This is a genomic window from Streptomyces sp. NPDC015220 (assembly GCF_043079345.1).
Taxonomy (GTDB): Bacteria; Actinomycetota; Actinomycetes; order Streptomycetales; family Streptomycetaceae; genus Streptomyces.
Map to the genome: position 1 here is coordinate 23426 of NZ_JBIBUK010000020.1, position 25933 is coordinate 49358.

A 25933-nucleotide genomic window follows, 5' to 3' on the forward strand; every position below is an offset into this window, starting at 1 on the left:
GTGGTCGTCCTCCGTGGTCAGTTGCCGACGCGGCGGCGCAGGTCCTGGAACGCGGTGTAGTTGGCGATGACCTCGATCCGGCCGGGCGGCGCCTGCTGCACCGCCTGGTCGAGGTTCTCGCAGACCTGGAAGTGCTGGTTGGCCACCTCCAGACGCACCGCGAGGTCCAGCTTCCGGTCGCCGATCACGAAGAGGGGGTGGCCGGTGAGGCGGGTGTAGTCGACGTCCCACAGCCAGGAGGTGTCCGTGCCGTCGGCGCCGCGCGCGTTCACCGACAGGATCACCGGGGTCGGCGGCGGGTCGATCAGCGAGAAGGTCTCCAGCCAGCCGGCCGGGTTCTTCGCCAGCAGCAGCCGGAGGTCGCGGCCCTGGAACTGCACGACGTCGTAGCGTCCGGCGACCGCCTGCACCTGGTACATGCGCTCCAGGGCGACCTGCGGGGGCACTCCGAAGACGGCGGCCACGGCCGCCGAGGAGGCGGCGTTCGCCTTGTTGGCGCGGCCCGGCAGCTGGAGGTGGATCGGCCAGGCCGAGCCGTGCGGGTCCAGCACGTGGTCGCCCGAGAGCGCCCAGCTCGGCGTGGGCCGGCGGAAGCCGCACTCGCCGCAGTACCAGTCGTCGCCCGGGCGCTGCATCACGCCGCCGCACGACGGGCACGACCAGGCGTCGTCCTTCCACATCTGCCCGGCGGCCACCCAGATCACGTTGGGGGAGGAGGACGCGGCCCACACGACCAGCGGGTCGTCGCAGTTGGCGACGACCACGGCCTTGGAGCCGGCCAGCCCCTCGCGCCAGTTCTCCGCGAGCATCCGGGTCTCGGCGGCGCGGTCGAGCTGGTCGCGGGAGAGGTTGAGCAGTGCGATGCACTTGGGGTCGGTGTCCCGGGCCACGCCCGCGAGGTACTTCTCGTCGACCTCTATGACGCCGAACTTGGCCTCCGACCCGCCCGCCAGCGCCGAGGTGATGCCCGCGGGCATGTTGGCGCCGAGCGCGTTGGAGACCACCGGGCCTGCGGCCCGCAGCGCCTCCGCGATGAGCCGGGTGGTGGTGGTCTTGCCGTTGGTCGCCGACACCAGGACGACGTCCAGGTTCTGGGCCAGCCGGGCCAGCAGGTCGGGGTCGAGCTTGAGCGCCACCCGGCCCCCGATCACCGAACCGCTGCCGCGCCCCGCGGCGCGCGATGCAGCCGCGACCGCCTTGCCCGCGGTCACGGCCAGCTTGGCCCGCGGCGTGAGCGGGTCCGAGTTGCCTGCCATCAGTTCTCGATCCTCCTTGCGTACGCGCCGCGCGTGAGCCATCCGGCAACGTGGTGTGGACCTCAGCCTATCGAGATCCGATCGTGCACCCGAATCCCGGCACGGTCACGGCGCCCGCGCGCCCTTCGCGCGTTCACCAGGACCGTACCCTTACCGCCATGCGAAACGGCTCGATCCCGGGCGCCCGCGGGCGCGTGCGGCCCCTCACCCTGCTCGGCGACGCGGCGCTGCACGCGCCCTGCCGGGAGGTCACCGACTTCGGTCCGGAACTGGCGGCGCTCGTGGAGGACTTGTTCGCGACGATGTACGCGGCCCGTGGCGTCGGACTGGCCGCCAACCAGGTGGGCGAGGACCTGCGGGTGTTCGTCTACGACTGTCCCGACGACGAGGACGTACGTCACCTGGGGCACGTGGTGAACCCGCGGCTGGTGACGGCCGACGGCGTGGTGCTGCGCGGTCCGGAGGGCTGTCTGTCCCTGCCGGGCCTGGAGGCGGGCACCGAGCGCCACGACCACGCGGTCGTCGAGGGCTTCACGGTGACCGGGGAGCCGGTCACCGTGGCGGGGACCGGGTTCTTCGCCAGGTGCCTCCAGCACGAGTGCGACCACCTGGACGGCCGCCTGTACGTGGACCGCCTCACCGGCCGGCGCCGGCGCAAGGTGCTCCGGCAGGCGGCGAAGGCGCCCTGGGGGCGGGGCCGAGCGGTCCCTGGAAGATAGGTTCCGTCGTCGGATCCCGTCGTCGCACGAAGGGGGCCCCGCGGCGTTCCGGCGCGTGCTCCGGGCGTCCCGCTGCCCGCGGGGCGCGGGGGAGTGCCGGGCGGAAGTCCTCGTACCGGACGTACTCGGGCTCCGGACCGGTGCGGCGAGTGGGCGCTGCCCCGCTCGAAGGGCCCCGGGCAGGCGTGCCGGGCGTGGCGTCGGGGCCGACGCCGTCTGTCACGGCGCTAGAAGCCGGGCCCGCCGACCCGGTCCCCGGCCGCCGCGAGGCGCCCCCACAGCAGATCGGCGAGGCCGCGCACCAGTTCCGCCCGGGAGCAGGGGCGTTCGCCCAGCCACCAGTCACCGGCCGCGTGCATCATGCCGACGATGCCGTGGCCCCAGACCCGGGCCAGCCGCTGGCTGTCCGGACCGAGGTCGAGGCGCTCCTCGATGACCTGGGCCAGCTCCTCGCCCATGCGGCGCAGCAGCGGCGCGGAGTGCTTGCCGACGTCGAAGCCCTGGTCACCGCCCTGGCCGCCCTCCGCCGGGTGCATCAGGAACCGGTACACCTGCGGCCGGGCCTCGATGGCCGCGAGGTAGGTGTCCAGCGTGGACTCGACCCGCTCGCGCCGCCCGGCCGGCGCGTCCAGCGCCGCCCGCAGGGAGTCGAGCAGCGCGTCGGTGTGCCGCTGGGCGAGGGCGGCGTACAGGCCGCCCTTGTCGCCGAAGTGGCGGTAGAGGATCGGTTTGGTGATGCCGGCCTCGGCGGCGATGGCGTTCATCGAGGCCTGTGGGCCGTCGCGCAGCACCACCCGGTCGGCGGCCTCCAGCAGCTCGCGCCGTCGGCGGTCGGCGGACCGCTGCTGATCGGTCCGCTGCGTGGTGTCCATGAGCTCTCCCCACCCGTGCTGATTCGGTGACGCCTGCGCAAACTAACACTGACCGGGCCTCGGCCATCGAACGGGCTGCCGAGGAGGCACGGGGATTTGACATTTCCTACTGGTCGGTAACACAGTACGGTTACCGCAAGTAACACAAGTGTGCGCCGCTGGAGGGGACATGGCCGAGTTCACCATGGAGCTCAACGACGAACAGAAGGAGGTCCGGGCCTGGCTGCACGGCTTCGCCGCCGATGTGATCCGCCCCGCGGCCGCCGAATGGGACGAGCGTGAGGAGACTCCCTGGCCGGTCCTCCAGGAGGCCGCCAAGGTCGGCATCTACTCCCTGGACTTCTACGCCCAGCAGTACTTCGACCCCACCGGCCTCGGCATCCCGATGGCCATGGAGGAGCTGTTCTGGGGCGACGCGGGCATCGCCCTGTCGATCGTCGGCACCGGCCTGGCCGCGGTCGGCGTCCTCGCCAACGGCACCGAGGAGCAGATCGGCACCTGGATCCCGCAGATGTACGGCGACGCCACCGACGTCAAGGTCGCCGCCTTCTGCTCCTCCGAGCCCGACGCCGGATCCGACGTGGCCTCCATGCGCACCCGCGCGGTGTACGACGAGGCCAAGGACGAGTGGGTGATCAACGGCACCAAGACCTGGGCGACCAACGGCGGCATCGCCAACGTCCATGTGGTCGTCGCCTCCGTCGACCCGGAGCTGGGCTCCAAGGGGCACGCCTCCTTCATCGTCCCGCCGAACACCCCGGGCTGCTCCCAGGGGCAGAAGTTCAAGAAGCACGGCATTCGCGCCTCGCACACCGCCGAGGTGATCCTCGACAACGTCCGGGTCCCCGGCTCCTGCCTGCTCGGCGGCAAGGAGAAGCTGGACGAGCGCCTCGCCCGGGCCCGGGAGAAGGCCAGGACGGGCGGGGAGAGGGTGAAGAACGCCGCGATGGCCACGTTCGAGGCCTCCCGCCCGGCCGTCGGCGCGATGGCGGTGGGCACCGCCCGGGCCGCGTACGAGGTCGCCCTCGACTACGCGAAGACCCGTGAGCAGTTCGGCCGGCCGATCATCGACAACCAGGGCGTCGCCTTCCAGCTCGCCGACATGGCCACCTCCGTCGACGCCGCCCGTCTGCTGGTGTGGCGCGCGTCCTGGATGGCGATCAACGGCAAGCCGTTCACCGCCGCCGAGGGCTCGATGTCCAAGCTGTTCGCCAGCGAGACCGCGAAGAAGGTCACCGCCCAGGCGATCCAGATCCTGGGCGGCAACGGCTACACCCGGGAGTACCCGGTGGAGCGGATGCACCGTGACGCGGCCATCTACACGATCTTCGAGGGCACCAGCGAGATCCAGCGGCTGGTGATCTCCCGCACGATCTCCGGGATGCCGATCCGCTAGCGGACGGCGCCGGGGAGCGCGGACCGCGTCCCGTCCGAGCGGGCGGCGCAGAGCCGGCCGGGCCCGGCGGCGCCGTGGCGGCTTTCGTCGCCGCGGCGGACCCGCCCGCACCGCCGTGGCGCGCACGGCACCGTGCGCCCCGCCCGTCGTGCGCGGGCGGGGCGCCTGGCGTCCACGGCTCAGCGGTGCCTGAGCGGTGTCAGCTGCTCGATGTCGTAGCGCTTGCGCAGGGCTTCGATCGCCTCCAGGTCCGGCGGGCCCCCGTTGCCCAGGATCTCCAGCAGTTCCTCGAAGTACCGCTCGTGGTCCGGGGGCGGAGAGGCCTGGAAGAACATCTTGGCCGGGGTGTCCGTGGGGTTGGCGAACGCGTGCGGACAGCCCGGGGGCACGACGATGACCGTGCCCGGGGTGGCCCGCACCACCCGCCTGCCGGAACCGGACTCCCACCGCTGCCAGTGGTCGGGGGTCCGGACCCGCGGCTCGAAGGCGAGCACGTCCAGCTCGCCCTCGAGCACGTAGAACAACTCCTCGCTGCGGGTGTGCACATGGGCGCCGACGTCGAAGCCCGGCGGGACCTCCACCTCGAAGGTGGAGGCCGTACGCGAGTGCGAACCGGTCACCTTGAACGTCACGCGCTGCGCGGGCGTCTCCACCACCCGGCCGTGGCCCGGGGGCACGAGCAGCCCGTCGGACGAGGTGGGCGAGCGGCCCCCGGCCGCGTTCTTCGCGCCGGCGCCGACCGGTGGGATCGTCGTCATCGGCCGCTCGCTCACCACGTCACGGGCAGGGCCTCGGGCCCCCGGATCAACGCGCCCCGTCTGAAGGGCACCTGACCCGGCGGCACCGCGAGCCGCAGCCCCGGCAGCCGGTCGAGGAGGGCATCGACCAGCAGCTCCGACTCCATCCGGGCCAGCCGGCCGCCGGGACAGTGGTGCGGGCCGAAGCCGAACGCCACGTGCGGGTTCGGTGCGCGCGAGAAGTCGATCACCTCCGGGTCCGGGAAGACCTCCGGGTCGCGGTTGGCGGCCAGGTACGACACGTGGACCGCGTCGCCCGCCCGGATCCGCACCCCCTTGATCTCCACGTCCTCCAGCGCGACCCGGGACAGCCCTACCGCGTTGCGGTGCGGGATGTAGCGCAGCAGTTCGTCGACGGCCTGCGGGCGGATCGACGGATCGGCGCGCAGCCGGCGGGCCAGCTCGGGGCGGGTCAGCAGGATGTAGAACATCTGCCCGCTGGTGTTGGTGACCGCCTCGCCGCCGATCTGGAGGAGCATCGCGAGGCCCACGGCCTCCTCCAGCGTGATCTCCCGGCGCCCCACGGCGGCGCCGAGCAGCGAGGCCACGTCCTCGCCGGTGCTGTCCACACGCGCGTCGACGAGTTCCGCGAAGTACGTCCCCATCTCCTCCTCGGCCTGCTCGCTGACGTCGGCGCCGTGCGAGGAGGACAGGATCAGCTGGGTCCATGTGCGCACGCCGTGCCGGTCGGCGGGCGGGACCCCCATCAGCTCGCAGATCACCGCGATGGGGAACGGACTGAGCACCGCACTGGTGAGGTCGGCCGGCGGACCGGCGGCGACGAGGTCGCCGACCAGCTCGTCCAGCACCCGCCGGGAGTTCTCCCGCACCCGCTCGACCCCCCGCGCGGTGAACGCGGGAGCGACGCAGCGGCGCAGCCGGGTGTGGTCGGGCGGGTCCAGGAAGCCGACCGCGCCCCGCTTCGGGACGAAGTGCGTGACCGGCCGGTCCATGACCGCCGCGCGGCCGAACCGGGGGTCGTCGGCGACCGCCCGCACGTCGTCCATACGGGTCACCAGCCACGCCCAGCCGTCGCCGTCGGGCAGCTCGACGCGGGTGACCGGGCCCTCCTCCATCAGCTCGCTCAGCACCGGGTCGAACTCGACGCCGGCCAGGTCGTGGGCCGGCCAGTGCCGCACCGGGGGGAGGGGCCCGGCGACGGGGCCGGCAAGCGTCTCGTCGATCATGTCCGGCCCCCGTTCCGCCAGCTGCCCAGGGACATCTCCGCGGTGATGCCGGGACCGAACCCGGCGAGCAGCCCGCGCGCCCCGTCCCCGGGAGCCCCCTCGTCGAACAGCCGGCGCAGCGCGTCCAGGACGACGGCGCTGGCGATGTTGCCGTACTCGGTGAGCGTGGCCCGGCTGAACCGGAACGCGTGCGGATCGACCTCCAGGAACTTGCTGAGGTCGTCGAGGATCCGCGGGCCGCCCGCGTGGATGACGTAGAAGTCCATCTCGGACGCGTCCCAGTCGTGCATGCCGGCCAGGTCCTGAAGGGCCGGGGCGAGCGGCTCCATCGTGGTGGGCACCCGCTTGTCCAGCAGGAAGTGGAAACCGGTCTCCCGGACGTCGTACGCGATCCAGTCCTCGGTCTTCGGGATGAGGTACGAGCCGTTGCGCTCCAGGCTGACGCCGGTGCCGCCGGTGCCGCGGACCACGGCGGCGGCGATGCCGTCGCCGAACAGCCCGTTGGACAGCAGCGAGCCGACGCCGAGGTCCGTGGGCTGGTAGCACAGCGAGCAGAACTCGCAGGCCACGATGAGCGCGTTGGCGTCCGGGTACGCCGTGCAGAAGTCGTGGGCCCGGTTGATCGCCGCCCCGCCCGCCGCACAGCCGAGCTGGGCTATGGGTATCTGGCGGGTGGTCGAGTCGAACGCCATCTCGTTGATCAGCCACGCCGTCAGCGAGGGCATCATGAAGCCCGTGCACGAGACGTAGATGATGACGTCGATATCGGTGGTCAGGAGTTCCGCGGCGTCGAGCGCCTGCTGGATGACCGCCGGTACCCGGGCCTTCGCCTCCTGCTCGTAGAGTTTGTTGCGCTCCTCGAAGCCCGGGTGCTTCAGGGTCTCCTCGATGGGCTGCACGATGTGCCGGGTCCGCACGCCGGTGTTCTCGATCAGCCGGAGGGCCAGCGGGAGTTGCGGGTGGTCCGCGTGACGGGAACGCGCGAGCTCGAGCGTTTCCTCCATCGTGATCACATGCTCCGGAACGGACACCGATGGTCTGCACAAGGTCGCCATGAGCCGTGCCTGCTTTCGCCTTCCGGAAGGCCGGTAGCCCCCCGGTCAGAGGGTTGCGCACCCACAGGGGTGGTCCATCCACGATCGCCCGGGAGAGCGACGATATCTCGCGGGACTACTCCGTTCCGGGGACGGCGGACGAGGGCCGCACGGCGCCCGCGGCATCGGCGGGGCGGCGGGAGAAGAGGCGGGGGAGCCGAGAAGTCCGCCGGTCAGGGCGGTAGGAGCAGGCGCTCGGGAACCGGGGCCCGGTCGGTTCGTCCCGCCGGACCCGCGGCACGGCGAGCCGGGACACGGCGCCCGGCGCCGGGGCGGAACGGGGGAGAACGCCGCCGGCCGGGGACCCGCGCGCCCACCGGACCCGTGCCGCGCCGGCTCCCCGCCTCCGGCGTGTTCCGGCCCTTCCGGCTGTGGGTAACCCGCGCCGCCGGGCGTCGGCGGCGCGGGTTACCGCCGCGGGCCGGCCGAGGGGCGGCGCGGCCGGGGCGGGAGCCGGGGCGGTCGCGCGTCGTCGCCGCCACGCGGGGCCGGGCGGGGGCGCCTATCCGGTGGTTCCGCTGCTGTGCGCGATGCAGGCGACGTCGATCCGGTCGGCCAGCTTGGCCAGTTCGATGGTCAGGGCGGCCACCGTGTCCTCGTCGAGAGCCTCCTGCCCGGTCTCCACCAGGCGCAGCCACCGGCCGCCCACCGTCCGCAGCAGCTTGCTCACATCGGCCGCGGCCACCTGCAAGGTACCGCGGTCGTCGACGATCAGAGGGAGAGTCACTTCGCGGTTCACAGAAGGGATCGTAGCCGTGGAAGTCTCACGCTCCGTGCCATACCGTGGTGATGTTGCAGAACTCGCGGATTCCGTGCCCGGACAGCTCACGCCCGTACCCCGACCGCTTCACCCCGCCGAACGGCAGCGCCGGATGCGAGGCGGTCATCCCGTTGACGTACACGCCCCCCGCCTCCAGGTCCCGCACGAACCGGTCGACCTCGTTCTCGTCGCGCGTCCACACGTTGGAACTCAGGCCGAACGACGAGTCGTTGGCGATCAGCACCGCCTCGTCCAGGTCGGCCGCGCGGTACAGCGTGGCGACCGGGCCGAACGCCTCCTCGCGGTGGACGCGCATCTCGCGGGTGATGCCGGCCAGCACGGTCGGCGGGTAGTACCAGCCGGGACCGTCGGGCCGTTCGCCACCGCACAGCACGCTCGCCCCGCTGCGCCGGGCGTCGTCGACCAGCTCCTCCAGATCGGCCCGGCCCCGCTCGCTGGAGAGCGGCCCGACCTCGGTCTCCTCGTGCATCGGATCGCCCACCTTCAGCGCCTTCATGCCGGCCACGAAGCGCTCGGCGAAGGCGTCGTAGACGTCCGTGTGCACGATGAACCGCTTGGCGGCGATGCACGACTGCCCGTTGTTCTGCACCCGCGCGGTGACCGCGACCTCGGCGGCCCGGTCGAGGTCCGCGGAGGGCATCACGACGAACGGGTCGCTGCCGCCCAGCTCCAGCACCGTCTTCTTGACCATCTCCCCGGCGGTGGAGGCGACCGCCCGGCCGGCCGGTTCGCTGCCGGTCAGGGTGGCCGCCCGCACCCGCTCGTCGCGCAGGATGTCGTCGACCGCGCCGGAGCCGACGAGCAGGGTCTGGAAGCAGCCCTCGGTGAAGCCCGCCCGGTGGAACAGGTCTTCCAGGTACAGGGCGGTCTGCGGGACGTTGGAGGCGTGCTTGAGCAGACCGACGTTGCCGGCCATCAGCGCGGGCGCCGCGAACCGGACCACCTGCCAGAGCGGGAAGTTCCACGGCATCACCGCGAGCACCGGACCGAGCGGCCGGTAGCGGACCAGGGCCCGCGAGGCGCCGGAGTCCTTCACGTCCGACTCGGCCGGCTCCTCGTCGGCCAGCAGTTCCTCGGCGTGCTCGGCGTACCAGCGCATCGCCTTCGCGCACTTCGCGGCCTCGGCGCGGGCCTGTACGACCGGCTTGCCCATCTCCGTGGTCATGACCCGACCGATCTCCTGCCGGTCCTCGTCCAGGAGATCGGCGGCCCTGTTGAGCATGCGGGCCCGCTCGGAGAAGGACGTCGTCCGGTAGGTGCGGAAGGTGGCCTCGGCGAGCTGCAGCCGGCGTTCGATCTCCTCCTCGCCCATGGCCTCGTACGTCTTGAGCGTCTCGCCGTTGGCCGGGTTCACCGTGGCGATGGACATGACTGACCTCCCTGGGAGCGGGCTGTGCTTCGACCTTCGCGCGCCGCGGTCCCGGCCGCAACGCGTGGGGTCCTCCTCAGCGCGAGTGCTCAGCCAGTCGGTCCAGAAACGCGGCCTGGGCCGTGACGATCACCTCGCGCGCCCGGTCGAGTCCGAGCCACTGGACGCGGTCGAGCTCCGGGAACTCGCCCGTCCGTCCCGAGTGCGGCGGCCACTCCATGGAGAACGTCCCGGGGACCACCGACGCGGGGTCGAGGTCGCCCTCGACCGCCCAGGCCGTCACGATCTTGCCGTTGGCCTGCCGGACCTCACCGAGCGGCACCGCCTCGCCGTCGGGCGGAGCGAGCCCCAGCTCCTCCTGGAACTCGCGCCGGGCGGCGTCCCAGGCGGGCTCGCCGGGCTCGTACTCGCCCTTCGGGACGGTCCACGCCCCCACGTCCCGCCGCGCCCACAGCGGTCCGCCCATGTGACCGAGCAGGACCTCCAGGCCGCCGTCGCCGGCGCGCCGGAACAGCAACAGGCCGGCGCTGCGCCTGCCCCGCCGGGCCGCTCCGCTCCGGCGCTCCCCCTGCCCCCGCCCGCCCCGCTCGGCGCGCGGGTCCCGCCGGTCGCGCTCGTCCCGCCGATCCGTCACGGCCGCGCCTGCGGTCGTACGTCCGGATGGGCCGCCAGCAGCGTCTCCACGGTGTCCGCCTCCTCGGGACGCTTGTCCTCCCGGTAGCGCACGACCCGGGCGAAGCGCAGCGTGACGCCCGCGGGGTAGCGCGTGGAGCGCTGCAGACCGTCGTAGGCGATCTCCACGACCAGTTCCGGACGCACGGTCACCCCCCAGGTCTCCTCCTCGACCGCCAGCTCCCGCAGCCGGTCGGTCTGCCAGGCCAGCATCGTGTCCGTCATGCCCTTGAAGGTCTTGCCGAGCATCGCGAAGCCGCCGTCGGCGGTGCGGGCGCCCAGATGCAGGTTGGACAGTCTGCCGGTCCGGCGGCCGTGGCCCCACTCGGCGGCCAGGACCACGAGGTCGAGCGTGTGCACCGGTTTGACCTTCAGCCAGGAGGCGCCGCGCCGGCCCGCGCTGTAGGCGGCGCCGAGGGCCTTGACGACCACACCCTCGTGGCCGCGCTCCAGGGTCCGGGCGAGGAAGTCCTCCGCCCGCCGGACGTCCTGCGGTCCGGCGACCAGTGTCCGCCTGACCCGCATCGGCTCCGGGACCAGCCGGGCCAGCTCGGCGTGCCGTTCGGTGAACGGCAGGTCCAGCAGGTCGCGGTCGTCCACCGACAGCGCGTCGAAGAAGACGGGGGAGACGGGGACCGCCGCGGCGGCCGTGGCCACGTCGGTCCGGGAGCCGACGCGTCCGGCGGTCTCCTGGAAGGAGCGCGGGCGGCCGTCCGCGCCGAAGGAGATGACCTCGCCGTCCAGGATGAACCGCTCGCCCGCCAGCCCCAGCGCGGCCGCGGTCACTTCGGGCAGCCGGTCGGTGATGTCGTCCAGGGTGCGGGTGTGGATCCGCACGGTGTCCCCGTCGCGGTGGACCTGGACCCGGATGCCGTCCAGCTTCTCCTCCACGGCGCACGCGCCCAGCTTCCCGACCGCCTCGGCCACCGAGGAGGCGCTGTGCGCGAGCATCGGCAGGACCGGTCGGCCGACCCTGAGCCGGAAGCGCTCCAGGGCGGCGGGGCCGTCCGAGAGCAGCGCCCGGGCCACCGGTTGCAGCGACCCGGCCAGCATCACGGCCCGCCGGACCTGAGCCGGCGGCGCGCCGGTGGCCCCGGCCAGCCCCTCGACGGCGATGGCGTCCAGCGCTCCCTGCCGCACCTCGCCGGTGAGCAGCCCCAGCAGGAAGCGCTGCTCGTCCTCGGTCGCGGCGCTCATCAACTCACCCACGATCCGGGAGCGTTCCGCCTGTGAGCCGGGCCCCGAGACCTTGCCGAGCTCGCTCAGCCGGGCGTCCACCGCGGCCACGGTGAGGGAGGGCCCGGCGGCCGGCTCGACGCTGCGTCCGAGCACCTTCCAGCCGACGCCGAGCCGCCCCTGCGGCAGCCGTCCGGCCAGATAGGGAATGACGATCGGAACGTCGTCCGCCTCCGCCTCCCGGAACAGCTCCGCGAGCAGGGCGGTCTTGCGGGACCGCGCCGAAGTGGCGGCGACCTCCCGCGACACCTGTGCCAGCCGGGCGAGCAACATGCAGTCATCCTGCACCGGAGCGTCCTTCTCCACACCCGGGCGCCGACGACGCGTACGGACGGTGCGGACGTGCGCGGGCGCCCCGGGGAGGGCCGTCCGCGGGGTGGCGCGCGGACCGGACGCGACAGGGCCGTGCCGGCACCCGCGCCCCGGAGCCGGGCCGGGCCGGGCGAGGCCGGGCGGGGCCGGCGCCCCGACCGGCCGTACCGGACACCGGCACCCGGAGCCGGTTTCCGGGTCCGGGCTTCGGGCCCCGCCTCCCGGACGTCGGCGTCTGGACCGGCTTCATGTCGGCTCCGGGATGTGAGCTTCCGGACCCGCCTCCCGGACGTCGGCTCCCGGACCCGTCACCCGGACGCCGGCTCCCGGGACCCGCGCCCTGGCTTCGTGTCCGCGGCGCGGCCCGGTACGTCCCGCGTACCGCACGCGTACCGCACGCGTACCGCACGCGCTCCGGAGGCGCGCCCCGGACCGTCCCGCATCCGCCGTGCCCCGCACCCGCCGCGCCCGTTCATTCGCCGGACGGCGCCCCGCTCCGTGCCGCGACCGCCGCGTCGAGGTCGGCGAAGAGCAGCTCGCCGTTGATCGCCGCGCCGGCCCGGTAGCCGCGGCTGGCCGCGTTGATCACCTGTTCGGCGAAACCGCTCGCGTTGCCGGCCGCCCACAGGCCGGGGACGGAGGTCAGGCCGCGCTCGTCGATCACCGGGTAGGCGCCGAACGGTGTCTCGCGCAGCTCGGCGCCCAGCCGCCGCAGGAGTCCGGTCCGCGGTACCGGGCGCGGCGCGACGAACAGCGCCTCGCGGGCGTGCACCGTGCCGTCGGCGAGCCTGACCCCGGTCAGCCGGTCGGCCTCGACGACGACCTCCGCCACCTTCCCGGGCACCACGGCGACGCCGGCCGCGGCCAGCCTGCGCAGGTCCTGGTCGGACGGCTCCGTCTCGGCGACCTCGTGCAGGAACAGGGTCACGTCCTTGGACCACTGCGTCACCATCAGCGCCTGGTGCACGCTCAGCGGGGTCGTGGCGAGCACGCCGAAGGCCTGGTCGCGCACCTCCCAGCCGTGGCAGTACGGGCAGTGCAGCACGTCCCGGCCGAAGCGCTCGGCGACGCCCGGGACCGTCGGGAGCTCGTCCCTCAGCCCGGTCGCGACGACCAGGTGCCGGGCGTGCACGGCGCGCCCGCCGGCCAGGGTGACGCCGAATCCGCCCGCGGCGTCCCGGGTCGCGTCCACCGCCCGGTCCCGGACCAGCTCGACCCCGTACCGCGCGATCTCCTCGCGGCCGACGGCGAGCAGTTCGCCCGGCGCCATGCCGTCCCGTGACAGGAAGCCCTGCATGTGCGCGGCGGGCGCGTTGCGCGGCTCGCCGGCGTCGACGACCAGCGTGCGCCGCCGGGCCCGGCCCAGGACCAGCGCGGCGGACAGCCCCGCCGCGCCGCCTCCGACGACGACCACCTCGTAGCTCTCGGTCATGGTGACCACCTCCGCGCACGACGGTCCCCCGAGTGCTGCCGGATTGACAAACGCCGTTGCCGAATCTGCAATACCAGCATGACCACCGACGACGTACTGGCAGGCGTGGGACCGAGGCTGCGCAGGATCCGCAGGGAGCGCGAGGTGACCCTGGCGGCCCTGTCCGAGACCACCGGCATCTCCGTCAGCACCCTCTCGCGGCTGGAGTCCGGCCTGCGCAAGCCCAGCCTGGAACTGCTGCTGCCGATCGCGCAGGCCCACCAGGTGCCGCTCGACGAACTGGTCGGCGCGCCGCCGGTCGGGGACCCGAGGGTGCGCGCCAGGAAGCCGATCGTGCGCGGTGGGCGCACCCACTGGCCGCTGACCCGTCAGCCGGGCGGCCTGCAGGCGTACAAGGTGCTCGAACCGCAGCGGAAGCTGGAACCGGATCCGCGCAGCCATGAGGGCTACGAGTGGCTGTACGTGCTCTCCGGAAAGCTCCGGCTGGTGCTGGGCGAGCACGACGTGCTGCTCCAGGCCGGCGAGGCGGCGGAGTTCGACACGCGCGTGCCGCACTGGTTCGGGTCGACGGGCGAAGGGCCGGTGGAGTTCCTGAGCCTCTTCGGTCCGCAGGGCGAGCGCATGCACGTACGGGCGCGGCACGCCCCGCGTGGCCAGGGCGACTGACTCCGGGTGTTCCGCGATCGGCAAGCGACCGCTTAGTATGCGATCGACCCGGTCCGACGACGCAGTCACCCGTGGAGGCGGCGCATGCAGGCATGGCGAGTGCACGAGAACGGCGAGCCCGGCGAGGTGATGCGCCTGGAGGAGACCGGGCCGCCCACGCCCGGCGAGGGCCAGGTGCTGCTGAAGGTGCGGGCCGCCGGCGTCAACTTCCCGGACGCCCTGCTGTGCCGCGGCCAGTACCAGGTCCGGCCGCCGCTGCCGTTCACCCCGGGGGTGGAGATCTGCGGCGAGACCGAGGACGGCCGCCGGGTGATCGCCAACCCCGCGCTGCCGTACGGCGGCTTCGCCGAGTACGCCGTCGCCGACGCCGCCGCGCTGCTGCCCGCGCCGGAGGCGCTGGACGACGCCGAGGCGGCGGCCCTGCACATCGGTTACCAGACGGGCTGGTTCGGCCTGCACCGCCGGGCCCGGCTGGAGGCCGGCGAGACCCTGCTCGTGCACGCCGCCGCTGGGGGCGTGGGCAGCGCGGCCGTGCAGCTCGGCAAGGCGGCCGGCGCGACCGTCATCGGTGTCGTCGGCGGGCCCGAGAAGGCCGCCGTGGCCCGGGAGCTGGGCTGCGACGTGGTGGTCGACCGGCGCGGCGAGGACGTCGTCGCAGCCGTCAAGGAGGCCACCGGCGGCCGGGGCGCCGATGTCGTCTTCGACCCGGTCGGCGGACCGGCCTACGCCCAGTCGGCCAAGACCGTCGCCTTCGAGGGCCGCATCGTGGTCGTGGGTTTCGCCAGCGGGACCGTCCCCAGCCCGGCGCTGAACCACGCCCTGGTGAAGAACTACTCGATCCTCGGCCTGCACTGGGGCCTGTACAACACCGAGGATCCCGAGCTGGTCCGGCACTGCCACGAGCGGCTCACCGAGCTGGCCGCCCGGGGCGCGATCAAGCCACTGGTGAGCGAGCGGGTGCCGCTGGACGGGGCGGCGAACGCCGTGCAACGGGTCGCCGACGGGTCCACCACCGGCCGCGTCGTCGTGGTGCCCGCGTCGGGGAACGGAGCCGTCGCATGACCGACAGCCGGATCGACGCGGCCGGACTGCGCCGCCGCACGAGCCTGTTCCTGGCCGCGCACCCGCCGGAGGCGACCGACCGCCTCGACTTCCTCCGGGCCCGCTTCGACGCCGGGCTCGCCTGGGTGCACTACCCGGAGGGCCTCGGCGGCCTCGGCGCGCCCCGCTCGCTCCAGGCCGTCGTGGACGCCGGACTGGAGGCCGCGGGCGCCCCCGACAACGACCCGCGCCGCATCGGCATCGGTCTGGGCATGGCCGCCCCGACGATCCTGCGCTACGGCACCCAGGAGCAGAAGCGGCGCTTCCTCAGGCCCCTGTGGACCGGGGAGGAGGTCTGGTGCCAGCTGTTCAGCGAGCCCGGTGCCGGCTCCGACCTGGCCGCCCTGGGCACCCGCGCCGTCCGCGACGGCGCGGACTGGGTGGTCAACGGGCAGAAGGTGTGGACCTCCAGCGCCCATCTCGCCCGCTGGGCCATCCTCATCGCCCGCACCGACCCGGACCTGCCCAAGCACCAGGGCATCACCTACTTCCTGTGCGACATGACCGACCCCGGCGTCGAGGTCCGGCCGCTGCGTCAGATCACCGGCGAGGCCGAGTTCAACGAGGTCTTCCTCACCGACGTCCGCATCCCGGACTCACGCCGCCTGGGCGACGTCGGAGACGGCTGGCGGGTCGCCCAGACCACGCTCATGAACGAGCGCGTCTCCATCGGCGGCATGCGGCTGCCCCGCGAGGGCGGCATGATCGGCCCGGTCGCGAGGACCTGGCGCGAACGCCCCGAGCTGCGCACCCACGACCTGCACCAGCGGCTGCTGGAACTGTGGGTCGAGGCCGAGGTCTCCCGCCTGACCGCCGAGCGCCTGCGTCAGCAGCTAGTCGCCGGCCAGCCCGGTTACGAGGGCTCCGGCATGAAACTGGCCTTCGCCCGCCTCAACCAGGAGATCAGCGGCCTGGAGGTCGAACTGCGCGGTGCGGAGGGGCTGCTGTACGACGACTGGACCATGCGCCGTCCCGAGCTGGTCGACTTCACCGGCCGCGACGCCGGTTACCGCTACCTGCGCTCCAAGGGCAACAGCATCGAGGGCGGGACCAGCGAGGTCCTGCTGAACATCGTCGCCGAGCGCGTCCTGGGCCTGCCCGCCGAGCCGCGCACCGACAAGGACGTCGCCTGGAAGGACCTCGCCCGATGAGCACGCCGAGCACGCCGAGCACGCCGAGCACCGAGCCCGACCTGCTGTACTCGGAGGAGGAAGAGGCGCTGCGCGCCGCCCTGCGGGACCTGCTCGGCGACCACTGCGACGCCGCGGGCGTGATCACGCGGGTGGAGTCCGACGCGCCGCACGACCGCGCGCTGTGGAAGTCGCTCGCCGACGGCATGGGCCTGGCCGGTCTGCTGGTGCCCGAGGCGCGGGGCGGCCAGGGCGCCACGCACCGCGAAGCGGCCGTCGTACTGGAGGAACTGGGCCGGTTTGTGGCCCCCGTCCCGTACCTCACCAGCGCCGTGGTCGCCACCGAGGCGCTGCTGGCCTGCGCGGGCGCGCGGGGCACCGAGGGCGCCGGGGACGCCGCCGAGCTGCTGGCCCGGCTCGCCTCCGGCCGCACCGTCGGCGCCCTCGCCGTGGGACTGCACACCGCACCGGGCGGCGCCTTCGCCACCGCGCGGACGGCGGACGGGCGCCTGCACGGCGAGCTGACCGGTGTCGCCGACGCGGCCGCGGCCGATGTCCTGCTGGTGCCGGCGGACGACGGCGGGCTCTACGCGGTCGACGCGGACGCGGACGCCGTGTCGGTCACCGGGCAACTGTCCCTGGACCTGACCCGGCCGGTGGCGACGGTCGCCCTCGCGGGCGCGGCCGGGCGCCGGCTGGGCAACGCGGGGCTCGCCGCGCGCCGGGCCCTGCGCGCCGGGGCCGGACTGCTCGCCTCCGAGCAACTCGGCCTCGCCGACTGGACGCTGACGGAGACGGTGCGCTACCTGAAGGAACGCAAGCAGTTCAACCGGCCGGTCGGCGGCTTCCAGGCGCTCAAGCACCGGCTCGCGCAGCTCTGGCTGGAGGTCGTCAACCTCCGCGCCGCCGCCCGCAACGCCGCCGACGCGCTCGCCCGGGACGAGGACGCCGACCTGGCGTCCGCCCTCGCACAGGCCTACGCGGCCCCGGTCGCCGTCCGCGCCGCCGAGGAGGCGCTGCAACTGCACGGCGGTCTCGGCATGACGTGGGAACACCCGGTGCACCTCTACCTGAAGCGGGCCAAGGCCGACTCCATCGCCTTCGGCACGGCGGGCGCCCACCGCGAGGCGCTGGCCGAACTGGCCGACCTCCGGGCGCCCTGACGCGAGCACCCGCCCGGGCCCGTCCCACCAGGGGCGGGCCCGGCGCCGCGTCCCGCCCCGGGCGAGTGAACGACGGCCGTCCATCCGGCCAACTCACCTGCCACTGCCGTACTTCGGGCGGCCGCGGTCCGCATACTCCCTTGAGGTTCCGTACGGTCCCTCAAGGGAGGCAGAGCATGGCCCTCACCACCCGTCGCAGAGCCCTCACCACCCTCGGCGCCGCTCTCGCGGGCGCGGTGGCGCTGCCCGCGGCGCGCGCGTCCGCGGACGACGCCCACCACGGCCCACGCCCACTGCGGCGCGCCCACGCCCACAACGACTACGAGCACCCCCGGCCCCTCCTCGACGCCCTCGACCACCGCTTCGGCAGCGTGGAGGCCGACATCTACCTCGTGGGCGACCGGCTCCTGGTCGCCCACGACCCGGTGGACCTCGATCCGCGACGCACCCTCGAATCCCTCTACCTCGCCCCGCTGGCCGCCCGGATCAAGGCCAACCAGGGCTCCGTCTACCGGGGTTGGCGCCGCCCGCCGCTGCAACTGCTGATCGACGTCAAGACGGAGGGCGCCTCGACGTACCTGGAGCTCGACCGGCACCTGAGGCGTTACCCGCGCCTGTTCACCACCTATGCGAACGGACGCGTCCACCCGGGCCCGGTCACCGCCGTCGTCTCCGGAGACCGCGCGGCCCGGGGCCCGATGGAGGCGCAGAGCGTACGGCGGGCCTTCTACGACGGCCGGCTCACCGACCTCGACGGCCCCGCCCCGGCCACCTTCGTCCCGCTGATCAGCGACAACTGGACGCTGAACTTCGGCTGGCTCGGCACCGGCCCCTTCCCCGACACCGAACGGCGCAAACTGCGAGGCATCGTCGGCCGGGCCCACGCGCACGGCCAGAGGGTACGGTTCTGGGCCACCCCGGACACGCCCGGCCCGGCCCGTGAAGCGCTCTGGGGCGAACTGCTCGCCGCCGGCGTCGACCACCTCAACACCGACGACCTCGCCGGCCTGGAGGCCTTCCTCGACGCGCGCGGGCGGGGCGAGTAGGACCGACGGCAGAACCACACGTTCGGCGGACACGTCAGCCGCCCGAGCGAACCCTCCGCTACGTCACACTTGCCGCCGAAAGCCGCGAAGTGGGCGTGGCGGAGGAGGTTGACGGTGGCCATTTCCATCTCTGTGGTGCTGCTGCTCGCGGTCCTGGCGGTCATCTTCGTGCGCAACTGCTCGCTGAAGTTCTCGCACGCCCTGGTCTGCGGCATGCTGGGCTTCTTCCTGGCCGGCTCCTGCCTGGCCCCCACCATCCACGAGGGCCTCGCGGCCACCGCGCAGATCGTCAGCAGCCTGCGGCCCTGAACCGGTCCCGTGCCGGACCTCAGGAGGCGGAGAACACGCCGATCCCGTTCGCGACCGCCCGTTGCGCGCCCCACTCGGGGGGTTGAGCACACGCACCGCGTCCTCGCCGGGCGTCCGGAGCACCAGCGTGCCGGAACCGCCGCCGTCCAGGTCGAAACCCCCGGTGGCGCCCAGGTGCCGCAGCGCGGTCGCGAGTTCGGCGACGGTGAGCCCGCCGCGGTACGCGGCCCCGCCGTCGAGGGCCAGGAGCAGCAGACGGTGCCCGTCGCCGCCGATGCCCACGGCCGTGCGCACCGCCGACACCGTGTCGTCCGGACCGGACGGCGCGATGCCGTGCCGCAGCGCCGGGTAGCCGCCGACCGCGAACGCCAGCCGGGCGCCGGAGGCCGCCACCAGATCGTGCTCACCCGCACCGCCTCGCCCCTGACCAGCTCGCGCAGCCGCCGCGCCCCCGCCTCACGGCCCACCGGCACCGTCGTGCCGACGGGGGCGCCGCCGTCCGGCTGGTCGGCCGTGGCGACGACCCGGCCGCCGCTGACCGTCACCTCGTAGGCGTCCGTGCCGCACGGCGCGCCCCGGTCGGTGTCCGTGCCGCACAAGGCCCGGGCCCGGGAGACGCCGCCCCAGTCGGAGGTGTAGGCCCCGATCGAGCCGACCGGCAGGGCGTACTGGTCGATCCCGCCCAGCTCCAGTCGGCCCTGCGGTGTGCTCACCGAGCCGGTCAGGGCCAGCCGGCCCAGGCGGGCCGTGCCGTCCGTGCCCACGCCCAGGACGTCCTCGGTGGTCGTACCTGGCGGCAGGGCGGGGCCGAAGCGCCGGCCGCGCGGCACCGCGGCCTTCAGTGCCCGGCCGTCCGCGATCTCCGGGCCGACGGCCGACCCGGTCGCCGCGACGCCGGGGTGCTGGGTGAACCGCGGCGCCAAGAGGGAGACAGGAGGGCCGGGACCGGCCGCCCCGGCCCCTCCTGTCTCCCTCTGGCGGTCCTGGCCCCGGTCGCCGTTCTGGTGGTCCGCGTCCTGGCCGGTCCTGGCCCCGGTCGCCGTTCTGGTGGTCCGCGTCCTGGCCGGTCCTGGCCCCGGCCGTTGTCCTGGTGGTCCTCGCCCTGGCCGGTCCTGGTGCCGGTCGTTGTGCTGGTGGTCCTCGCCCCGCACGGTCCCGGCCCCGGCCGCCGCCCGTCCGCGCCCGGTGGGCGGACGGGACGACGGGGGAGACGGTCGGCGGACACGCCCGCGGGCACCGGCGCGGCGCGGGGGAGGAGTGCGCCCCTTCCCTCCGCGCGCGACCGGGTCGGCTGCCCGCTGTCAGCGGCTGGGCACGAGGGACTGCTCGGTCCAGACCGTCTTGCCCGAGGACGTGAACCGGATGCCCCACGCCTGGGCCAGCTGGGCGGCGAGGAACAGGCCCCGGCCCCCCTCGTCGGCGACGTGGGCGTGCCGCAGGTGCGGCGCGGCCGGACTGGCGTCCCCCACCTCGCAGGTGAGGGTGCGGTCGTGGATCAGGCGGAGCTCGATGGGCGGGGCCCCGTAGCGGAGGGCGTTGGTGACGAGTTCGCTCACGATGAGCTGGGTGTTGAAGGCCGTCTCGGGGTTCTCGCCCCATTCGGCGAGCTGGTCGCCGGCGCGGTGACGCGCCGTGGCGACCGCGGTGTGGTCGAAGTCGAGGTCCCAGGTCACGAAGTCGCCGGGCGGGAAGGCGCGGGTACGCGCGATGATCACCGCGGCGTCGCCCGCGCCCAGACCGTCCGGGAGGGCGTAGACCACGGCGTCGCACAGTTCCTGCAACGGCCGCTCGGCGTAGTCCGACGCCGCCCGCAGTTGCCGTGAGGACTCCGCCAGGTAGTCGGTGACCAGCGGATCGCTGGTGAAGACCAGCACGCTGCCGGGCGGCACCGAGAACTCGGCCGTCGCGTACGGCGCGTCCTCCGCCGCGCCCAGGCACGGCCCGGTCGGGGTGTCGGGGACGAAGACGCCGTGGTCGGGGCGGACCACGACCGGGGCGAGCCGGCCGGCCGTCGCCATCACACAGGTGCCGGCCAGGGGGTCGTGCACGGCGTACACGCAGTTCGCGGTGAGCGCTTCCCGGCGCAGCGGGTCGCCCAGCGGCAGGTTCGCCCGCTCGAACGCCAGCTCCGCCGCCGTGTCGTGCAGCCTGGCCAGCAGCTCGTCCGGAGCGAGGTCGAACGCCGCCAGGGAACGGATGACGGTGCGCAGCTGGCCCATGCTGGCCGCCGCGTTCAGGCCCCGACCGGACACGTTCCCGACCACGAGCGCGGTACGGGCCCCGGACAGGGCGATGGAGTCGTACCAGGCACCGGGATCGGCGCCGCTGACCGACAGGTAGGAGGTCTCCAGCGAGGCGTGCGCCTCGGGGGCCCGGGGCAGCAGCTGACGCTGGACCGTGGCGGCGATGGCGTGCTCGCGGACGAAGCGCCGCGCGTTGTCGATGCCCAGGGCGGTGTGCGCGGCCAGCTCGACCGCGAGCTGCCGGTCGCCCACGTCGAACGGCGGCGACTGCCCCGCGCGGTAGAGACTGACCAGACCCAGCACCGCGTCGCGCAGGGCCAGCGGCGCCACCAGCAGAGTGTGGGAGCCGGAGGAGTGCATCGCCTCCGTCCGCTCCGGGTCGACGGGCATCCACGGTGCGGCCGGCCGCAGCTCCACCACGCGGGGCCGCAGGTCGGTCAGGGCCTGGGTGAAGGGTGTGGGCGCCGGCACCCGCCGTACGTCCCCCACCGGATGCGCCTGCGGCGGGTGCGTGTGGCCGCTGCGGAACGCGGTGCGCATCAGGGGGGTGCCGGGCGGCAGCGGGGCCGGCGGGGGTTCGTCGCCGCGGATCACCGAGTCGACCACCTCCACGACGGCGATGTCGGCGAACTCCGGGACCAGCGCGCTGACGAGCTCCTCGCCGGTCACCGCCGGATCCAGGGTCCGTCCCACCTGCCGCCGCACGGCGTCGAGCACCTCGGTGCGTTCGCGTGCCCGTTCGCGGTCGGTGACGTCGATCGCGGTGACCGCCAGCCCGAGCACCTCCTGGCGCCGGCTCTCCAGACGCAGGGCGGTGATCTCGAAGTAGCGCTCCTCGGGCGGATCGCCCCTGATGTGCGCCCGGACGATGTGCTTCCACAGCGGATCGCCGGTCCGCAGGACGTGGCGCAGGACCGGCTCCACCTCGTTGTCCGAGACCATCTGGTACACGTCGCGGATCGGCTGTCCGACCAGGTCGTCCAGGGTCACGCCCCGCATGGCCCGCGTCGCGGTGTTCAGCCGCACCACCCGCAGGTCGGTGTCCAACAGATGCAGTCCGACCGGTGAGCTGGTGAACAGGGCCTCCAGCATGGCGGCCGTCGTCCTGTCCACGGGCCGGCCCGGATTGCCGTACGCCACAGGGACCTCCTTCGGGCCGCGCGCCGGTGCGCCCGCTCCGGCCCGTGGCCGGGGGCGCGCTTCCAGCGTGCTCCAGCCGCAGGTACGGCGCATGTGCAGCGCCGAACGCGTCCGGCGGGCGCTACGTCGTCCGGTCGTCGGCGTGCGCGGCTGGGGCATCCGCTGATCGGGGTGCGCGGCCGTGTGTGGGGCGCCGGGTCCTCGGTGCGAGCGGCCGTGGGCGTCCGGCAGTGGGTGTCCGGCCGTGAGCGTGCCCGGTCGTGAGCGTGCCCGGTCGTGAGCGTGCCCGGTCGTGAGCGTGCCCGGTCGTCGGCTCGCGCGGCCGTGGGCGCGGGCGGGCCCGAGGCCGCGCGTGGACCGGGGGAGGCGGCCGGCCGCTCCCGACGGTGGACCGGGCCACCGGCTCTCCGTGACCACGGAGCTCCCGCGTCCCGTCCGCGACGCGCGGGCGGGAACGAACACTGGGATCCTGACGGGAGGAGAGCGCAGCCCATGGCCTGACGGACAGTGGTACGGACAGTGGTGGTGAGCGCGGTGCCCGCATCCGGTGACAACGACCCCGGTCCGGCGACGGGTCTCGATCCCCTGGGAGATCCTTTCCTGCGCACCCGGTTCGCGGTCCCGGAACGGCCCGCCACCTTCCTGCGCCGGACGCGTCTGACCCGGCACCTCGACCAGGGGCTCCGCACACCCCTGACGCTGGTCGACGGGTGCGCGGGCGCGGGCAAGACCCTGTTGGTCGCCGACTGGGCGGCCCATCTGCGTCTGCCGGTGGCGTGGCTGACCGACGAGGCTCCCGACCAGGCGCCGGGCGTCTTCTGGTCCTACCTGCTGGAGTCCCTGCGCGCCTGCGGTGTGCGGGAGATCCGGGGCGTCGGCTGCCCGGCCGACGCGGGCTCGGTCGACCACCGTCTGCTCGTCCGGCTGGCCGCGCGGCTCAGCGGCCGCGACCGGCCGCTGGTCGTCGTCCTGGACGAGTACGACCGCGTCACCGCCCCCGAGATCGCGGAACAGCTCGGCTTCGTACTGCACCACGCCGGACCGGGGCTGCACCTGGTTCTCGTGACCCGTACCGAACCCATGCTGCCCCTGCACCGCTACCGGGCCGAGGGCTCCCTGACCGAGATCAGGGACGCCGAACTGGCCTTCACCCCGGACGAGGCGGCGACCCTCCTGGAGTCGCACGGCCTGCGCCTGGCCGACGCCGACGCCCGCGCGCTCGTCGAACGCACCCGGGGATGGGCGGCCGGTCTGCGGCTCGCCGCTCTGGCCGCGCGGCAGAGCGGCCACCCCGAGACCTGTCTGAGGGAGTTCGAGGCCGGCCAGAGCGCGATCGCCGACTTCCTGCTCGCCGAAGTGCTCAGGCGTCAGCCGGAGGAGACCCAGGACCTGTTGTTGCGCGTCAGCGTCCTGGACCGGTTCTGTCCCGACCTGGCCGACGCGCTCACCGGCCGCCGGGACGCCGGGCCCCTGCTGGCCGGCCTGGACCGCGCGAACGCGTTCGTGGAACACCTCGGGCACTCGTGGTACCGCCTGCATCCGCTGTTCGCGGAGATCCTCGGCGCGCACCTGAGAGCGCGGTCCCCCGGCCTGGAGACCGAGTTGCACCGCAGGGCCGCCGGATGGCTGCGGCACCACGGACCCCTGTCCGAGACCCTCGCCCACGGCGCCGCCGCGGGCGACTGGGAGTTCACCGCCCGTGCGCTGGTCGACGACCTCGCGATCGGGCGGTTCTTCACCGGCCCCCGCTCCGACGGCCTGGACGAGCTCTTCTCGCGGATGACCTCGGAGGCGAGCGGCCCGGAGGCCGAGCTCGTGCGTGCGGCCCGCGAGCTGACCGGCCGTGACCCGGGCCGTGCCGGGGCCCATCTGGAACACGCCCGGCGCGAGCTCGACCGGATCGGGTGGGAGCCGGTCGGGCGGGAGCGGGCCGCGCGCGGCGGAAGCGCGCCGGACCCGGTGACGGGACGGCTGAGCTGTGCCCTGCTGGACGTCCTCGTCGCGCGGCTCGCCGGAGCACCCGGCCGGGCCGAGCACGCGGCGGAGACGGCACGAAGGCTCCGGCGGGAGGTCCCGTCCGGACTTCTGGACAGGCACCCCGAACTCGAGGACCTGCTCCAGACCCAGCTGGGCTCGGTCCGGCTGTGGGCGGGGCGTTTCGCCGACGCCCGCACGGCCCTGTACGCGGCCGCGGCCGGTGGCGCGGGCGCCTCGACGGCGCTGCCGAGGGCGGAGTCCCTGAGCCTGCTGGCCCTCATCGATTGGCTGGACGGCTGGCCCGCACGTGCGAAGGGCGAGGCCCTGGCCGCGCTCGCGGAGGCGGAACGGTTCAGCCTCTCCGGGGCTACGGGGTCCGAGCTCGCCCGCCTGGTCCTGGCGGCGGTCGCCGTGGAGCGTGACGAACTCGACCAGGCACGGACCCTGCTGGCCCGGACCGGGACGGAGCGGACCGGGCCACCGGACCCGGTGACGGCGGCCGGACGCGTCATCGTCCGGGGAAACCTCCAGCTCGCCCTCGGACAGGTTCGGGCGGCCCTGGAGACCGCCGAGTCGGTCGTTCCCGCGGTCGTGGCGTCACCGTGGCTGGAGGACCACCTCGCGCTGCTCGCCTCAGCCGCCCACCTCGCCGAGGGCCGGCCGGAGACCGCCGCGAAGGTGGTGGCGGACGCCGTGTGCCGGCGGGCCGCCTGTGCCGCGGCCGCCGCCCGGGCCCAGCTCGCGGCGGGCAACGTCGCCGAGGCCGTCGAACTGCTCGACGGCCTCACCGCAGGGGAGCAAGACGGTCCCGCGGTGACCGTCCGGGTCATGCTCGCCCGGGCCCAGGCGGCGGACCGCACGGGCGACCACGCCGCCGCGCGCCGGCTGGCCCACCGAGCCGTCAGCGAAGCCCGGCGGGAGCGGCTGCGGCGTCCCTTCGCCGAGGCGGGCCCGTGGGTCCAGCGTGTGCTGGACACGGACGCGGCGCACCGAATGGACCTGGACTGGCTCGCGCCACGGCCCGGCGCACGACGCCGATCCGATCCCGGGGCGGCCGCGCCGCCGGTCGTCGAGGCGCTGAGCGGACGTGAGCGCGACGTGCTGCGGCGGCTGGCCCGGGCGATGTCGACCGAGGAGATCGCCGCGGATCTGTTCGTGTCGGTCAACACGGTGAAGACGCACCTCAAGAGCGCGTACCGGAAACTCGGCGTGAACCGCCGCAACGACGCGGTCCGCCGGGCGCGGGAACTCCGCCTCCTGTGAGCGCGTGTGCGGCGGTGACGCCGGGACGGCCGGCGGCGCCCGTCCTACTCGGGCGGGCGGTCCCCGTGCGGCCTGCGTCGCAGCCCCGCCTCGATCGCCCCGGTCAGGACGCGCGCGGCGACGCCCACCAGCAGCAGCCCGCCCAGCATCTGGAACATGGTCAGCACGCGCCCCGTCTCGGACAGCGCCGTGATGTCGCCGTATCCGACGGTGGTGAACGTGGTGAGGGCGAAGTACAAGGCGTCCGTCCTGGTCAGACGCTCGTTGAAGGAGCCGGGAGCGGACTGGCCCAACAGGAAGTAGGCGCTGGCGAACAGCAGCAGGAAGAGCGGCAGGGTGGCGGCCAGGGCCTCGACCGCCCTGAGACGGGGGTAGGGCGAACGCGTGATGACCAGCACCTCCCATCCGAACAGCACCGCGACCGCCGCCAGCCCGCAGGCCAGCACGACCGACGCCCGGACCGTGCCGTGTCCCTCCAGGGGCAGCAGGTAGTACGCGGTCACGGAGCCCACCGTGACCAGGAGGGTGCGGGTGAGCGCCACGACGGCCGCCCACCGCGGCGCACGCGGCCGTCGACCCGTCTTGGACGGGCGCCGTCCCGAACCGGCGCGCCCCGTGCGGCGAGCCGCTGAATCGCTCATCTGGTGCCTCTTCCGTTCCGCGCTCCGCGAACCGCCGGGCAGCGGGTGCACGGACACGGCGGCCGATCCGTGCGGGCCCGACCCCGCATCATCGTGGCAGCGGCGCGACCGGATCACCCGTCATGGACGCG

At 74.2% G+C, this 25933-nt stretch carries 20 protein-coding genes and 2 pseudogenes; 9 read left to right on the forward strand and 13 right to left on the reverse strand.

Translation table 11 applies throughout. The features are described 5' to 3' along the window. Positions 1-17: 17 nt before the first annotated feature. Positions 18-1256, reverse strand: coding sequence for a MurT ligase domain-containing protein (locus ACF061_RS29795; RefSeq protein ID WP_392270097.1), 1239 nt, complete (start codon positions 1254-1256; stop codon positions 18-20). A 158-nt stretch (positions 1257-1414) separates the two neighbouring features. Between ACF061_RS29795 and def the strand changes: the two genes are divergently transcribed. Continuing rightward, the gene (gene def / locus ACF061_RS29800; protein ID WP_392270098.1) at positions 1415-1975 is read left to right on the forward strand and encodes a peptide deformylase; all 561 of its coding nucleotides are present in this window, start codon (positions 1415-1417) and stop codon (positions 1973-1975) included. 227 nt (positions 1976-2202) lie between these two features. Here def and ACF061_RS29805 read toward each other — a convergent pair whose 3' ends face one another. After that, on the reverse strand, positions 2203-2847 hold the full coding sequence (locus ACF061_RS29805; RefSeq protein WP_392270099.1) for a TetR family transcriptional regulator: 645 nt from the start codon (positions 2845-2847) through the stop codon (positions 2203-2205). 169 nt (positions 2848-3016) lie between these two features. Here ACF061_RS29805 and ACF061_RS29810 point away from each other — a divergent pair, with 169 nt between their 5' ends. Continuing rightward, a complete protein-coding gene (locus ACF061_RS29810; protein WP_392270100.1) occupies positions 3017-4243 on the forward strand; it encodes an acyl-CoA dehydrogenase family protein in 1227 nt (408 codons plus the stop codon). Between the two features lie 179 nt (positions 4244-4422). On the opposite strand, the gene ACF061_RS29815 is transcribed toward ACF061_RS29810, so the two are convergent. The 8 genes and pseudogenes from ACF061_RS29815 to ACF061_RS29850 form a co-directional block, all read right to left on the reverse strand. Next, positions 4423-5001, reverse strand: coding sequence for a cupin domain-containing protein (locus ACF061_RS29815; protein ID WP_392270101.1), 579 nt, complete (start codon positions 4999-5001; stop codon positions 4423-4425). Between the two features lie 11 nt (positions 5002-5012). Beyond that, positions 5013-6227: a cytochrome P450 gene (locus ACF061_RS29820; protein WP_392270102.1), complete on the reverse strand. Its 1215-nt coding sequence runs from the start codon at positions 6225-6227 to the stop codon at positions 5013-5015. Further along, positions 6224-7291: pseudogene (locus tag ACF061_RS29825) on the reverse strand (type III polyketide synthase); the annotation flags it as partial. The gene ACF061_RS29820 and the pseudogene ACF061_RS29825, both read right to left, overlap by 4 nt. A 532-nt stretch (positions 7292-7823) precedes the next feature. Then, complete coding sequence (locus ACF061_RS29830; protein ID WP_392270103.1) at positions 7824-8060, reverse strand: DUF6213 family protein; 237 nt, start codon at positions 8058-8060, stop codon at positions 7824-7826. Between the two features lie 25 nt (positions 8061-8085). After that, positions 8086-9471, reverse strand: coding sequence for an NADP-dependent succinic semialdehyde dehydrogenase (locus ACF061_RS29835; protein ID WP_392270104.1), 1386 nt, complete (start codon positions 9469-9471; stop codon positions 8086-8088). Between the two features lie 76 nt (positions 9472-9547). Continuing rightward, positions 9548-10105: an NUDIX domain-containing protein gene (locus ACF061_RS29840; protein WP_392270105.1), complete on the reverse strand. Its 558-nt coding sequence runs from the start codon at positions 10103-10105 to the stop codon at positions 9548-9550. Beyond that, positions 10102-11652, reverse strand: a complete 1551-nt coding sequence (locus ACF061_RS29845; protein WP_392270192.1) for an ATP-dependent DNA ligase — start codon at positions 11650-11652, stop codon at positions 10102-10104. Before ACF061_RS29845 ends, ACF061_RS29840 begins: the two co-directional genes overlap by 4 nt. 511 nt (positions 11653-12163) lie before the next feature. Then, positions 12164-13123, reverse strand: a complete 960-nt coding sequence (locus ACF061_RS29850; RefSeq protein WP_392270106.1) for an NAD(P)/FAD-dependent oxidoreductase — start codon at positions 13121-13123, stop codon at positions 12164-12166. Positions 13124-13201: 78 nt separating this feature from the next. On the opposite strand from ACF061_RS29850, the gene ACF061_RS29855 reads away from it, so the two are divergent. From ACF061_RS29855 to ACF061_RS29880, 6 genes are all read left to right on the forward strand, one after another. Further along, positions 13202-13789, forward strand: coding sequence for a helix-turn-helix domain-containing protein (locus ACF061_RS29855; protein WP_392270107.1), 588 nt, complete (start codon positions 13202-13204; stop codon positions 13787-13789). Positions 13790-13873: 84 nt separating this feature from the next. Next, on the forward strand, positions 13874-14851 hold the full coding sequence (locus ACF061_RS29860) for an NADPH:quinone oxidoreductase family protein (RefSeq protein WP_392270108.1): 978 nt from the start codon (positions 13874-13876) through the stop codon (positions 14849-14851). Continuing rightward, positions 14848-16041, forward strand: a complete 1194-nt coding sequence (locus ACF061_RS29865; RefSeq protein ID WP_392270109.1) for an acyl-CoA dehydrogenase family protein — start codon at positions 14848-14850, stop codon at positions 16039-16041. The genes ACF061_RS29860 and ACF061_RS29865 overlap by 4 nt, the downstream gene beginning before the upstream one ends. Further along, positions 16038-17183: an acyl-CoA dehydrogenase family protein gene (locus tag ACF061_RS29870; protein ID WP_392270110.1), complete on the forward strand. Its 1146-nt coding sequence runs from the start codon at positions 16038-16040 to the stop codon at positions 17181-17183. The genes ACF061_RS29865 and ACF061_RS29870 overlap by 4 nt, the downstream gene beginning before the upstream one ends. Positions 17184-17359: 176 nt before the next feature. Beyond that, positions 17360-18229, forward strand: coding sequence for a phosphatidylinositol-specific phospholipase C/glycerophosphodiester phosphodiesterase family protein (locus ACF061_RS29875; protein ID WP_392270111.1), 870 nt, complete (start codon positions 17360-17362; stop codon positions 18227-18229). Positions 18230-18343: 114 nt separating this feature from the next. Then, positions 18344-18538, forward strand: coding sequence for a hypothetical protein (locus ACF061_RS29880; protein WP_392270112.1), 195 nt, complete (start codon positions 18344-18346; stop codon positions 18536-18538). Between the two features lie 19 nt (positions 18539-18557). On the opposite strand, the pseudogene ACF061_RS29885 reads toward ACF061_RS29880, so the two are convergent. After that, positions 18558-19446, reverse strand: a pseudogene (locus ACF061_RS29885) (phosphodiester glycosidase family protein); the annotation flags it as partial. A 393-nt stretch (positions 19447-19839) separates the two neighbouring features. Then, a complete protein-coding gene (locus tag ACF061_RS29890; RefSeq protein WP_392270113.1) occupies positions 19840-21921 on the reverse strand; it encodes a SpoIIE family protein phosphatase in 2082 nt (693 codons plus the stop codon). A gap of 519 nt (positions 21922-22440) precedes the next feature. Between ACF061_RS29890 and ACF061_RS29895 the strand changes: the two genes are divergently transcribed. After that, positions 22441-25161 carry a LuxR C-terminal-related transcriptional regulator gene (locus ACF061_RS29895; RefSeq protein WP_392270193.1) on the forward strand — a complete coding sequence of 907 codons (2721 nt, stop codon included), beginning with the start codon at positions 22441-22443 and terminating at the stop codon, positions 25159-25161. Between the two features lie 44 nt (positions 25162-25205). Here the strand turns inward: ACF061_RS29895 and ACF061_RS29900 are convergent, their stop codons facing one another. Further along, on the reverse strand, positions 25206-25703 hold the full coding sequence (locus tag ACF061_RS29900) for a potassium channel family protein (RefSeq protein WP_392270114.1): 498 nt from the start codon (positions 25701-25703) through the stop codon (positions 25206-25208). Positions 25704-25933: the final 230 nt, after the last annotated feature.